The sequence below is a fragment of the Treponema sp. C6A8 genome, assembly GCF_000619925.1.
Taxonomy (GTDB): Bacteria; Spirochaetota; Spirochaetia; order Treponematales; family Treponemataceae; genus Treponema_D.
Genome location: NZ_JHVB01000007.1, coordinates 61,928 through 75,195 on the forward strand (window position 1 = coordinate 61,928; position 13,268 = coordinate 75,195).

Annotated in this window: 13 protein-coding genes; 6 read left to right on the plus strand and 7 right to left on the minus strand. The window is 38.7% G+C overall.

The window, feature by feature from the left end; all coding sequences use genetic code 11:
- Positions 1 to 110: 110 nt before the first annotated feature.
- A complete protein-coding gene (locus T530_RS0107150; protein WP_027728421.1) occupies positions 111 to 767 on the minus strand; it encodes a Crp/Fnr family transcriptional regulator in 657 nt (218 codons plus the stop codon).
- Positions 768 to 864: 97 nt separating this feature from the next.
- Here T530_RS0107150 and T530_RS0107155 point away from each other — a divergent pair, with 97 nt between their 5' ends.
- On the plus strand, positions 865 to 1,602 hold the full coding sequence (locus T530_RS0107155; protein ID WP_027728422.1) for an ATP-binding protein: 738 nt from the start codon (positions 865 to 867) through the stop codon (positions 1,600 to 1,602).
- Between the two features lie 30 nt (positions 1,603 to 1,632).
- On the opposite strand, the gene T530_RS0107160 is transcribed toward T530_RS0107155, so the two are convergent.
- The 5 genes from T530_RS0107160 to T530_RS0107185 form a co-directional block, all read right to left on the minus strand.
- Positions 1,633 to 2,070 (minus strand): DUF523 domain-containing protein, encoded by a 438-nt coding sequence (locus tag T530_RS0107160; protein ID WP_027728423.1) that lies wholly within the window; start codon positions 2,068 to 2,070, stop codon positions 1,633 to 1,635.
- The gene (locus T530_RS0107165; protein WP_051537887.1) at positions 2,067 to 3,161 is read right to left on the minus strand and encodes a Fic family protein; all 1,095 of its coding nucleotides are present in this window, start codon (positions 3,159 to 3,161) and stop codon (positions 2,067 to 2,069) included. The genes T530_RS0107160 and T530_RS0107165 overlap by 4 nt, the downstream gene beginning before the upstream one ends.
- Positions 3,158 to 5,734 carry an AAA domain-containing protein gene (locus T530_RS13850; protein WP_081773692.1) on the minus strand — a complete coding sequence of 859 codons (2,577 nt, stop codon included), beginning with the start codon at positions 5,732 to 5,734 and terminating at the stop codon, positions 3,158 to 3,160. Before T530_RS13850 ends, T530_RS0107165 begins: the two co-directional genes overlap by 4 nt.
- Positions 5,735 to 6,082: 348 nt before the next feature.
- Positions 6,083 to 6,550 (minus strand): hypothetical protein, encoded by a 468-nt coding sequence (locus T530_RS0107180; RefSeq protein ID WP_027728425.1) that lies wholly within the window; start codon positions 6,548 to 6,550, stop codon positions 6,083 to 6,085.
- A gap of 341 nt (positions 6,551 to 6,891) precedes the next feature.
- Positions 6,892 to 7,506 (minus strand): hypothetical protein, encoded by a 615-nt coding sequence (locus T530_RS0107185; RefSeq protein ID WP_027728426.1) that lies wholly within the window; start codon positions 7,504 to 7,506, stop codon positions 6,892 to 6,894.
- A 258-nt stretch (positions 7,507 to 7,764) separates the two neighbouring features.
- Between T530_RS0107185 and T530_RS14760 the strand changes: the two genes are divergently transcribed.
- From T530_RS14760 to T530_RS0107210, 5 genes are all read left to right on the plus strand, one after another.
- The gene (locus T530_RS14760) at positions 7,765 to 8,673 is read left to right on the plus strand and encodes a GGDEF domain-containing protein (protein ID WP_197018255.1); all 909 of its coding nucleotides are present in this window, start codon (positions 7,765 to 7,767) and stop codon (positions 8,671 to 8,673) included.
- An 84-nt stretch (positions 8,674 to 8,757) separates the two neighbouring features.
- Positions 8,758 to 9,195, plus strand: coding sequence for a Fur family transcriptional regulator (locus tag T530_RS0107195; RefSeq protein ID WP_027728427.1), 438 nt, complete (start codon positions 8,758 to 8,760; stop codon positions 9,193 to 9,195).
- A complete protein-coding gene (locus T530_RS0107200) occupies positions 9,182 to 9,493 on the plus strand; it encodes a hypothetical protein (protein WP_027728428.1) in 312 nt (103 codons plus the stop codon). The genes T530_RS0107195 and T530_RS0107200 overlap by 14 nt, the downstream gene beginning before the upstream one ends.
- Positions 9,494 to 9,617: 124 nt before the next feature.
- Positions 9,618 to 10,778, plus strand: coding sequence for a GTP-binding protein (locus T530_RS0107205; RefSeq protein ID WP_027728429.1), 1,161 nt, complete (start codon positions 9,618 to 9,620; stop codon positions 10,776 to 10,778).
- Between the two features lie 164 nt (positions 10,779 to 10,942).
- Positions 10,943 to 11,971 carry a metal ABC transporter substrate-binding protein gene (locus T530_RS0107210; protein WP_027728430.1) on the plus strand — a complete coding sequence of 343 codons (1,029 nt, stop codon included), beginning with the start codon at positions 10,943 to 10,945 and terminating at the stop codon, positions 11,969 to 11,971.
- Between the two features lie 65 nt (positions 11,972 to 12,036).
- On the opposite strand, the gene T530_RS13860 is transcribed toward T530_RS0107210, so the two are convergent.
- Positions 12,037 to 13,212, minus strand: a complete 1,176-nt coding sequence (locus T530_RS13860) for a leucine-rich repeat domain-containing protein (RefSeq protein WP_051537890.1) — start codon at positions 13,210 to 13,212, stop codon at positions 12,037 to 12,039.
- Positions 13,213 to 13,268 lie beyond the last annotated feature (56 nt).

Consider the following 13,268-nt stretch of genomic DNA (forward strand, 5'->3'; position numbering starts at 1 on the left):
TTAATTGATATTTTTTCCGACAATCGTTATGTTAGAATAGTAAAAACTATTAATACATCCTGTATCCATCATGGAATAATAAAAAGCGTTATCTTCCTAATTTGGTGAATCTAATCCAGATGTAAAAGTCTAAAATGATTTTTCCAGTAATCAATCAGGCCGTCAGCTTTCATTTTGCTGAGTTCGGCACTTAAAGCAGAACGGTCTACCTGTAAATAATCTGCAAGTTGCTGCCTGTCATAAGGAATATCAAATTCAGCATGAGGGCTTTTTGCAGGAAGGCAGGATGAAAGATATGCCAGAAGTCTTCCTCTGATTGTCTTTGCATTTGTATGAAATATACGCTGTGAAAGATGAAGATTTTTATTCATGCTAATCTGCAGAATATTTTTAATCAGAACCGAATTAATTTTATTGTTGCTGTGAAGAAAAATATTCCTGGGTTTTATCATCATAATCTTAGAATCTTCAACAGCAACAACATCTACCATCAAAGGTTTACCTGTTAAGGCATAAGTCTCTCCGAAAACCTTTCCGCTTCCAAGATTATCAATAATAGTTTTATTTCCCCAGTAATCTGTGCTTTCTATTTGAATTCGTCCTTCAAGTACAAAGCCCATTACTTCTGTTATGCTTCCTGAATTAAAAATACACGCCCCTTTCTTTAGAGCCTTTTCTGAACTTTCAAAAAGCTTTAATGCCTCTGGCAGGCTTTTTTCATCAAGGCCTGTAAAAAGAGGATGTTTAATCAGTTCAAGGATATTCATATTTCTAGTTTATTTGATTTTTGTTGTTTTAACAACATTCTTTTTCATTCCCTGCTGGTAAATTAAAACCGTAAAAAGGATTAAATCGAGGTTAATTATGATTAGAAAGATTGTTAAGATTGATGAGGAAAAATGCACTGGCTGTGGTTTATGTGCTTCTGCCTGCCACGAAAATGCAATTGTTATGGAAAATGGAAAGGCTCATCTTTTACGTGATGATTTTTGTGATGGTTTTGGAGACTGTCTTCCGGCCTGCCCTGCAGGTGCAATTACAATTGACGAGCGGGAATGTGCAGAATATGATCCGCAGGCTGTAGAAAAGAGAAAGCAGATTCTTGCCCGGCAGCAGGAGGAAAGTCCTATGCTACATCCTCATTCTGGAGGCTGCCCTGGAAGTGCAATGCATACGTTTAATAGGGCTCAGACCTCATGTGACTCAGAAAATGAATCTTCAGCGAAAACAGCAGTAAAAAGCGAACTGATGCAGTGGCCGGTTCAAATCAAACTGCTTCCTGTTCAGGCACCTTTTTATGAAAATGCAAATCTTCTGATTGCCGCTGACTGTACAGCCTATGCATACGCTGCTTTCCATAGGGATTTTATCAAGAATCACATTACGCTTGTCGGCTGTCCAAAACTAGATGAAGGCGACTACACAGAAAAGCTTACAGCGATTATAAGTCAGAACAACATAAAAAGTCTTACTATTGTTAGAATGGAAGTTCCCTGCTGCGGAGGACTTGAACGTGCTGCAACAGATGCCCTTAAAGCAAGCGGAAAATTCCTTCCCTGGCGTGTCATTGTAATTAGTCGGGATGGTGAGATTTTGGAATAAGGTCAGTTACTCTTTGTGCATCACTATAACTTAATTGTGTGATAAATAGTCATCAATATCTTCAATATCCAGAACCTTATATCTGGCCTTAATACAAAGTTCTGCAAAAAGTCCATGTCCTGGGATTTTCTTGCCAGAGAAAGTTCCGTCATAAATTTGCTTAATCCCACATGAAGGACTTCGACTCTGGAGAATTATCAAATCAGGATTTTCTTGCTGGACAATTTCAAAAGCTTTTTGAGCACCGAGGGAAAACTCTTTTGTGATGTTTTTCCCTTCGGTGTTCATAACCTGACCGTCTACAATTTCTGCAGAAGGCCGCGGAGTGGGAAGTCCGCCCAAAACTTCAGGGCAGACTTTTATCATTTCGTGAGTCTGGAGAAACTCCATCATTTTCTGATTGAGGTTGTTCCCGCCGTTATATTTGCAGTTATCACCGGCAAGACAGGCACTGACTATTACTTTCATATAATTTCCCAATGCCCGTTTTTGTCGGCACCAACTCGTTTAATAATTTTTTGATTCTGAAGTTTCTTCATATTCTCAATTATGCTCTTGCGAGTAATACCAACAATCTCTGCTAATTTTTCCTGTGTTACAAACGGATTTTTCTTTATTTCTTCAAGAATCTTTTTCTGATTTGCAGTGAATTTTACAGTAACGTTTACAGTAACGTTTTGAGTAACCTCATTTACTGTTTTTTCATTATACTTGATGTGGCAATATCTGTTCTTAAGTTCATTCTTTTCACCGAGCAGCAAATTACGAAAGAATCTTTCCAGATATTCTGTATTCATGTAAATACCCTTGTTCATGTTGGTATAATTTGCACGAACCAGAGCATTACGGAAATACCAGCTGTTCTTTTCAAATGGTTCATTGTTTACTTCAAAGCCAAGAGAGTTCAAATATTTAATTGTGAAAACAGCAGTTGTTCTGGTATTACCTTCTCCAAACGGATGAATCTGCCAGATGTTTGCAATAAACCGAGTAAGATGTTTTATAGTATCTTCTTTAGAAAGCTTAGAATAGTCAAAAGACTTTTCCTGGCCAAAATCATATTCCAATGTCTGACGAATCATATCGGCATTTGCATATAGGACAGATTCACCATCTAAAACCCACTCACGTTTAGAAATATTATAATCCCGGAATCGTCCAGCCTTTACCTTGTAGAACACACCTGTAAATAAACGTTTATGAATAGAAAGCAGCAAATCCGGTGTAAAGCTGAAAGTTTTCTCTGCAAGTATTTCACGGATACGTACAGAAACTTTATCTGCTTCTTCTGCATCATCTTCATCTTCATCTTCTGTTCTGCCCTGGCGAGTTTGATAATAAGAATCAATAAGCTGCCTGGCCTCTTCAATTGTAATCTCACCATCAATATTTCGCTTTGCAGTTTCGTAAAGATATTTTGAAGGAGTAAGTCCATCTACCTGCTGCAAGCCGATAGCAGTCTGCCAGAGCTTTCCGTTTTCCTGTTTTTCTGGTTCACTCTGGAGAATGTATGAGTCAAAGTCTATTTCGAAAGGATTAGCATTATTTTTTTCTATCATTCTGTTACTCCCAAATAAGTATCTAATTGTGCTTTTATTTTGTTTTCTTCTCCCGAACCTTTTGTACTTAATCTCAAAAGCGGTAATCCAATTTGTTCAAATATAGCATTCTTCTTTAAGTCTCGTTCAGCCTGTTTTGTTCCCTTTTTATGATAGTTATAGCCGTCCACTTCTATTCCAAAAAGAATCTCTTTTGTTACTCGATTGAAAACTGTAAAGTCCACATGAGCCCAGCTCCGATTTGCAAATGTCGAAAGTTCTTCTGGAAGCTCTCTCATATAGTTTTTATTCACAACATCTTTCAAAGGCATTTCAAACACAAAACTAAACTTAGAATATTTAGGTTCTTCAAAGATATTTGTAAGCAGCGTATTCATTGCATTTTCGGAATCATACTTTGATATTTTGTTGGCAACCTTAAGATACTTAAACTTAGCTTCAGTATCTTTTGTATAGAAGAAATCAAAAATTGAATTAACCTTACTTTCTTCAACAGAAAAATTGTTGTACTGGATATATTTTAATAAAGCGACAAGATTAGAGTTTTCTGGCTGCTCATTTCCAGACAAGACCACAGCAAGTTTTTTCTTCGCTCGTGATATTGCGACATTAAGCATATTAGCATCATCAGCAAAACTCGTAATTTCATTATCAACTGTAGAAATAATAATATTATCTTTTTCCCGTCCCTGATATTTATGAACCGTAGCTGCATCAATACCAGGGATTTGAGAACGTATTGCATCAGTCTGATTATTATATGGTGCAATAATTCCAAGATTTGCAATTTCTTCTTTAGTGTATTTAGGAAGAATCTCTTCTTTGATTACATCAATTTGACGCTGATTATAATGGTCTTTACAGAAGTTACCTGGAGTTGTTTTAATTGCTTCAAGAACATCAGTTTCCCCTTTATCTTCCGTCATTATTAAAAGTTTACCACCATAAAACTGCTGATTACAAAAATTGATAATTTTAGGATGGCAGCGGTAATGTTCACGAAGTAAAGTCTGAGGTGTATCAGGAAGGACCTGTTCAAGAGAAGCAAGAAAACTGTTAATGTAATTATATCCTGCAGGTAGTTTAGTTTGTTCAAAAAGTTCCTGTACAACTTGTCTTTTTTGTTCCTCAATAACATTTGGAAGCTGCATTTTATCACCTACAATTACAGCATTCTTTGCACATGATAAAGCCAAAGCTCCGGTAACAACATCAACCTGAGAAGCTTCATCCATGATTACATAGTCAAACAAAAACTCTGTTCCCTGCCCTATTGTTCCTCTTGAAGAAAAAGTTGTACTTAGAATTACAGGATATTCGCTAGCGAAACTTGCAGGATTAAAATATATTTCTTTACCATCTTTGAATTGTATACGCTCAGCTTTCTTTGAATATTTCTTTGCAACTTCACTTCTTAAAGTTGTTAAGCATTTTTCATAGACATCGTTAGGATTAAAGCCTTTTACAATACTTTCTTTTTCATTTAATTCATTCTCAAGTTCTTTCTTTTTAAGAGGATAATAAGTAGCTTTAATTGTTTCTATTGCCTTGTCAGGATTAACTGTCCAGTTACCTTTTTCGCCAAGACCAAAGGAAAGCTTAAGTTTTAGATTCATAAAGAATCCGAACTTTTCTTTCTCTTCATAAGTAAATTGAATCTTCTGGAGTAAGTCCATCAGAACATCAGAAGATTTTTTCAATAGCTTTTTATTACTGTAAATATCTGTAATTGAGTTATCAAAATATTTAGATTCAATTTCAAGTGCAGCTAATTCTGATTTAATTGTAGAAATACGTTCATTCGCTTCAAAGTATTTTCCAAGATGTTTGATATCTTCATCCAAGAGCGGAGACAAAACTGGCAATTTATTTTTCCAGTCTTTAAGATATTCCGGATAGAACTGCTGCTGACTCTTCAGAAAGTTTTCGATATTTTCCCTTTTTCCATGAAAAGCACAGATAAATCCAAGCCCATACTTATCGGAAGCAAGTTTTTCATAAACATTTCTGGTTGCATCATTGTTATTTGATACAATCAAAACAGTTTTATCATGCATCAAAAGATTTGCAATTATGTTTAGAATAGTCTGAGTTTTTCCAGTTCCAGGAGGCCCTTGAATTATACTTACCTGGTTATTCAATGCCGTACTTACAGCCTTAAACTGACTGTTATTACAGCCAAATGGAAATATCAGAGATTGTATTTTTGATTTTTCTTCTTTACCTTTTTTAGGATTTAAGTATCTTGCTAAAACTGAATATTCATTTACAAACTTTGATTTTTCAAGATTCTTTACAAGAAGATTCTGACCTTCATCATTTTTAATGTCACTGAACTGAGCCATCTGCAGAAGGTAATCAAAAACTGTAGCTGACTGTTTATCTTTAAGACAGTTTTTGATTATCTGAAGATCAGCACTTCTGCACGGATATGTTTTTCCATCTTTGTATGTGATGTAATACACATCTTTACGAGAATCATATTGTAGTTTTTCTATATCACCTGTTTTATTTCGTCTGCCGTATTTATCGGTGACGAAGATGATATCGTGTAGACTTTCACTATTATTCATTTACAAATTAGCTCCTTTCTACTACACATTTGGGCTCCAGATACTTCAAATATATTTCATTATACTGTAGCAAATATGATATGGTGTATATTTCTTTCTTGAAAACCTAAGTATTAAGTTTCTCGTAAGCGTCATTTTTCCGCTTTTTCAGGCTATTGAGACTGCTGAAACATCTGATCTTTTAATCAATTTAATGTTCCAAGGAAGAAGTTCTGACCAGTTTGAATCAGTCCAGCTGGTTGTGTCTGCGGCTAATTCAAAGATTGAAGAAAGATATTCTGTATCCGACAGCGCAGTATCAGATTCCTTCCCATTCACCTTCGATACCGAGAGACTTGAGGATTTCGTTCATGAGAGGGCTCCCTGAGAGTGATTATCTATTTTAAATTTTCCAGCTAAAAACATAATTAAAATGAAAGCAATAATGAAAATGATATATTCATGTATTTTATTTTTCTTAAAAGTATTGAGTTCGTTTATTGGAAGTTTGAAACCATTCTTTGGATTTCGAATAATTTCTATTTTTTTATTTTCATAGTATTCATCAGAAGGGCGGAAATCTAAATTACAAATTTGAATTACATCATCATCCTGTAAATGGTATTCTATTTTTGCTTTATAATGATACTTTGATATACCTTTCCTTGATGAAGTTTTAGTTTCTAATGAATAAGAATTGACAATTACAGTTTCAATTACTCCATATTTTTTTAGATGTGAAAGTTTTATATAATTATACCCAGCTAAAATAATAAATGATGTAATAAACAGAAAAATAAGAATAACTTGTTCTTTACTGTATTTTAAATTTTCCATTTAGTATTAAAATATCACACATATTTCAAAATTTCTATCTGCGTAAGGGATTGTTGGGGCTGCCCTGAAGGGCAGTTCCGGAGCGGTAACGAAGGAATGAAGTACATAATTATACCACAATTTAAATCCATTCTCCACGAATCTTATATGGAGTAATTTCAATATTCCAGGGGAGAAGTTTTGTACTCGTCAATATACTCATCAAAGTACTCTATGTCAGATTTAGGGGAATGACTAAAGCTGCCAACTATTTATTCTGTTTTTTCTTTTGGTCTCTATACTCAATAAATAAATTTAATGCACTTGTTAGAAGCAAAAGAAATACAACATTATGCACATTGTTACAGAGTGCGCTTTAGTCCCACCCCGTATTGGACGCCGTGCTTCAGATAAGTTTCGGCGCGGCCGTGGGCTTCGGCTTCGACGATAAACGGAAGCTTGTAGCCAACGAATACGTCAAGCAGAAAATGCTTGGGGAGCGAAAACTTGTAGCCGAGCTGGGGCACGAAAGAGACGACGTTTCCGCTGATGTCCTCGGTGTCTTCAGTTTTGCTGATGTAGCCTAAGTAGTCAAAATAGCTTCCCATCGCGACATAGAGTTTCCGCAGTTCTTTGCTGAGCGGGTACCATTCGGTGAACAGCCCCAGTGTGACGGTCGTACAGTAATAGTCGCACCAGCTGGTGTTCATTGTCGCGTGACCAAAATAGCCTTTGAATGCATAATGCGGAAAAATCTGCCGCTCGTACTGCACGCCAAACCCGATGCCGCCCGCGATCAGTTCCCGGGCAAGCAGCATAAAGTCCAGCGTCCACAGCTGCGTGACGGCCTTTTCGGTGTTTGCGGCGCTTTCAGCCGTGTCGCTCTGTGGCGGTTTGTCTGACGGGGTAAGCTCCTGCGAAAAAAGTACACCTGTGCAGAAGACAATCAGAGCCGCATGCGCAAAAAAATGTTTCATCGAGAGATTAGTGTAGCACAAAGAGCTACCAATGGCAAAACGCCGCGCTTTTTTCTTGTCAGCACACTGGTTATCCCTTAAAATTATTCCATGGAACAGTGCGAAATGTCTTCGATAGACGCATACCTGAACCGGGCATTCAGGATTATCGTAGTGCTGCCCCTGACGGGAGCAACGACCTCGGCTTTTGTCTTTACCATTTTCCGGCTTTTAGGCTGGTGGCCTGACATCCCATCTCGCCTGCTTGCCGTGTATGATGTGGTAAACGTCTTTTACTTTGCGATTGCAGTCTATCTTTTCCGCACCTGCAAGGACGAGTTTGGAATCATCCGGCCGGAAAAAATTAAGCAGGGAAAGCGTTTTGTCGGCTTTCTCGTAGTCGCCCAGTGGAATTTCATCTCCTATATGATTCCTGACCGGGAATGGTGGGCATACCTTTTCTTTTTTATTGCGCTCACCATCGTTTTCTTCGACATTCGCTTTACGTCCATCCTGTCTTTTCTGCTGACAGCCTCTACGGTCATTTCGTGGATTGTGCACGGAAAATACATGTTCCTTTCTTCTGCAGACCCCTTGTTTTATCCGACGCTGGTACTGCGGCTTTTCTGTATAGGCCTTACGATTCTTACGCTGCTTTTTATCACCTATTTTGGCGGAAAATATCTGGTGGAAGAGCTTGAGCGCCATGCAAATTACGACCCGTTGACCAATCTCTTGAACCGCCGCGGCATGGGCGCTTATCTAAAAAGTGCCTGCGAGAAGGTTGAAGCCGGAAAAGCATCCTTCTGTCTTATGATGATGGATATCGACGATTTTAAGCACGTGAATGACACGCACGGTCACGACTGCGGAGACGAGGTGCTGCGCCGGGTTGCTTACACGGTGACTACGGGCGTAAAAAAGGACGACTATGTCTTTCGCTATGGCGGCGAGGAAATCCTTGTGCTCTTGCAGACTGATTTTGAAACAGCCCAGCTTGTAGCCGAGCGCATCAGAAAGGATATTGCAAAAGACCCCGTGCGCTACCGCGAGGGAGTGAGCGTTCCGGTGACGGTAACAATCGGACTTACAGCCTTTGAGCGCGGAAAAGAGGCTCATGCAGTGCTTGAAGAGGCCGACGCAAAGCTCTACTACGGAAAGCGCCACGGCAAAAACTGCATTTGTTAAATTTGAGAATAATTCTCAAATTCTATTGACTTTTTTATTTGCTTACTGTAATTTTGATAACCGTTATCAAATTGCGGTCAAAAAATGCAGAAAACAGTCTATAAAACAAAACAGCAGGAACTTCTTCTTTCTTATCTTCGTGAAATGCAGGGAAAGCATTTTACTGCAGAAGATGTACGCCTTCATTTTGAAGAAAAAAAGATTTCTATTGGAATTGCAACAATTTACCGCCAGCTGGAAAAGCTTGTAAACGAAGGAAAAATACAGAAGTATTTTATAGATGACCATTCTGCAGCCTGCTTTGAATATGCAGGAGAAAACTGCAGCAAAAACGAACAGCACTTCCACTTAAAATGCGAACTTTGCGGCCGCCTTATCCACCTTGAATGCGATGAACTTGAAGAGCTTGGGGGGCACCTTAAAACTGAACACGGTTTTGTAATCAATCCACTTAGAACGGTTTTTTACGGACTTTGCACTGACTGCGCAAATAAAAAAGAGGCAGAAAATGATGTCGAATAAAAAACGTACCCTAACCTCTTTTATTACCTGCCTTGCCGCAATCATCATTCTCGCTCTTTTATCTGCCCTGACTTTTGAAGCCTTCCACAGCGGACACGAAGCCAGCTGCCATGAAGAAGACTGTCCTGTATGTCTTGTACTTCAGATAATCCGCGCCAATAAAAAAACAAGCCCGACTGCAAATGCAGAAACGGCAGAGTTTATCAGTTTCTTCTATATATTAAATATCATTGTTCTTTCTGCGATGCTCTTTGTGCCGGCAACCCTTGTAAAGCAGAAAGTCAAACTGGTGATTTAGTGCGGGAAATTCAGTAAACGAGTTTGTAAAGCTAAAAAATTGCTGCATCGCAATTTTTTTTAACGCTTTGCTATTAAACACCGCGAGCTCTGACCGGCTCGCTTACACAAGGGAATATTACTAAATGAAGAAAAATTATAAAAATAAAAAGCCCGTAGTCCTCATTACCGGCTATCTTGGCTCTGGAAAAACAACTTTGCTTAATAATCTTTTGCGACAGGAAAAACGCCGCGTTGCCCTGATTGTAAATGATATGGGAAGCATCAATGTAGATGCTGAAATCCTCAAGAAAAACGGCTCGAATGTTACAGAATGTCCTATGTTCGAGCTTCAGAACGGCTGTATCTGCTGTACACTCCGCGAAGAGTTCATCAAGCAGATTGAAAAAATCTCTAATCTCGATACTGTTGATGTCGTATTCGTAGAAGCATCCGGAATTTCTGACCCGGGCGCTGTTTCTGCAAGCTTCCTTGCCTACGAAGATGACAATCCCGACACAAACGTTTACCTCACCTCTGTTGTTACAGTTGTTGATGCAGACAGAATCTACCGCGAATTCCTTGATGACCTTAAAAAGAAAGCAGATAAAGAAAGCACCGACGAGAACAACCTTACTGCAGAAGAAATTTCTACCCTCATTGTTGATCAGATTGAATTCTGCAATTTCATCGTCCTCAATAAATGTGATTTGCTCAACGAAAAGCAGCTGGCTGAAGTTGGAGCCATTATCCGCGACTTCCAGCCACGCGCTCCGATTTTTCACAGCGTAAACGGAAATATCGACATTGACCAGATTACAACAACAAAACCTTTTGATTACGAACAGATTGATTCATCTTCTGCAATTCAGAAGGCAATCAACAGTCTGAACGAACCAAACCGTGCAAGTCAGGGCTGTACCGGCGAATACGGAATTTCGAGCTTTGTATTTGAAGAAAAACGTCCTTTCAACCGCGAGCGCTTTATGAATTTTGTAAACAACAATTATCCAAAAGAGCTTATCCGCGCAAAGGGCTACATCTGGTTCAGCGATGCAGATGCTAATGTTCAGCTTTTTGAGCAGGCAGGCCGTAATTCTTCTGTAATGACAGTTGCTTACTGGATAGATGCACTGGAAGAAAAGCAGAAGCAGGAATATCTTGAATACAATCCAGACGTAAAAGAGGCCTGGGACGAAGAATTCGGTGACAGAGTTAATCAGCTTGTCATCATCGGAAAAGGATATAACAAGGATAAAATCACAGCAGCTCTTAAGAGTTGTTTAGATGAGAAGGCTATTGCGTAAAAATAGGTGCTAGGTTTTAGGTGCTAGGTTTTAGGGGGGGGGGAAAGTCTCCCCCTCGCTCCAGCCCGCTGCGCGGTCTTACGCTACCCCCTCTGCGGGGTTCAGACGCCACCCCGCAACGCCTGGCTTTACCTTCAGGACAAATAGAAACAAGGAGTTTTTTTATGAAAAAATTATTTTTAATACTTACAGTTTTTGCTGCACTTACAACATCAACTTTTGCGGCAAAAAAATCAGCTAAAAACGACAAGCTCAAAGTCGTAACCACAATTTTCCCAGAATACGACTGGACCCGCGAAATTCTTGGCGACAAGGCTGCTTCAACTCAGCTTACCCTTCTTGTTGGTAACGGCGTTGACCTTCACTCTTACCAGCCTTCAATTCAGGATATCGCAAAAATCTCTACAGCTGATATCTTTATCTACGTTGGCGGAGAAAGTGACGGTTGGGTAAAAGACGCCCTCAAAAATGCAAGCAACAAAAATATGAAGGTTATCAATCTTCTTGAAGTTCTTGGCGATAAGGTAAAAGCCGAAGAAATTAAGGAAGGTATGCAGGCAGAAGAGGAAGAACACGAAGATCACGACCACGATGCCGAAGACCATGATCACGAAGCAGAAGGTCACCACCACCATCACGATGATGACGAAGAAGTTGAATATGACGAGCACGTATGGCTTTCTCTCCGCAATGCAAAGATTTTGTCTGCAGAAATTACAGCTGTCCTCTGTGAAAAAGATCCTGCAAACGCTGCTTCTTACAAGGCAAACTGCAATGCTTACGCTGCAAAACTCGACGCTCTGGATAAGGCTTACACAGCGGCAGTCGCTTCGGCTTCAAAAAAGACAATCCTCTTTGGTGACCGCTTCCCGTTCCGCTACCTTACAGACGATTACGGACTTGATTATTATGCGGCATTCGTAGGCTGCTCTGCCGAAACAGAAGCCAGCTTTGAAACTGTAGTCTTCCTGTCTAAAAAAGTAGACGAACTTGGCTTAAATTCTGTCCTCAAAATTGAAACTGGCGACGGAAAAATCGCCCAGACAATCATTCAGAACTCAAAAAAGAAGAATGCCAAAGTTCTGACAATGGATTCAATTCAGTCTACAACCTTAAAAGATGCCGCCGCAGGCACAACTTATCTTAAGATTATGGAAGATAACCTTAAGGTTCTTAAAGAGGCACTGAACTAAATTACCCCATAAGCAACAAAAATCCCTGAGCAGAAACGCTCAGGGATTTTTGTTATAGCTTAAACTTACTTAGTTTCATTTGGTTTATAATACGTAATTATAAGATTACTTGGGCATTTCTCAATTGCAGAGTCTGGAATTTCAACATTTTCAGGAATTGTTATACTTGTTAGAGTTGAACAGCCAAAGAAAGTTTTTTCATCTATTGAAGTAATACCACTTGGTAACACTATGCTTGTAAGACTTGAACAACCGTGAAAGGCAGATTCACCAATTTTTGTAACTTTATCAGGAATATTTATACTTGTAAGATTATTACATAAATTAAATGCAAACTCTCCGATTTCTGTAACACCGTTAGGAATATTTATGCTTGTAAGACTTGAACAACTACGAAATGCATCTCTTGCAATTGTTGTGATACCCTCTGGCAAAGCTATATTTGTCAATTTTGTGCAGGTGAAAAAAGCCTTTTCTGGAATTGAAGTAATACCCTTTGGTAAAGTTACACTTGTAAGATTATTGCAACCTTCAAATACAGAAACACCTATTTCTGTAACAGTATCAGGAATATCTATACTTTTTAGGCTTTTACAATTACAGAAAGCCTTTTCTGGAATTGAAGTAATACCCCCTGGCAAAGTTACACTTGTAAGACTTGCACAGCCCTCAAATGCAGAAACGCCTATTTCTGTAACAGTATCAGGAATATTTATACTTGTAAGATTTGTACATCCTTTGAAAGCCTTTTCTGGAATTGAAGTAATACCCTCTGGTAAAGTTACACTTTTCAGATTTGTACAGCCCTCAAATGCAGAAACACCTATTTCTGTAACAGTATCAGGCAACGTAATTCCTGTCAAATTATCAATATAATAAAATGTTTGCTCGTTTAGACTTGTAAGACCTGTAACACTCGTTAAATCAAGGTTAATATTATAAATAAATGGTTCGTCTGAACATATAATGCTTGCTTCTAATGTACATAAATCATCTCCGGTAAAATCGCCTGTCAGTTCAACAGTAGAATCTCCGGACAATTCACTGAACATTTTTTCAAAATAATTATATTTAGCTTCTTCAGTAGTTAAACTGTTATCAAGACTTCTAGGTACAGTTTCATAATCACTAAAATAGTTTGTTGAACTTCCGCCTGCCGTTCCGCCAGATGAGTCGCTTGAACTGTTAATTGAAACACCCGTAGAAACTACACTACTATCGGGGTCGCCGGCAGAAGACATACTGCAGGATAATACAGAAAAGAATAAACTTATTAAAATGCACGTACGATTATAAC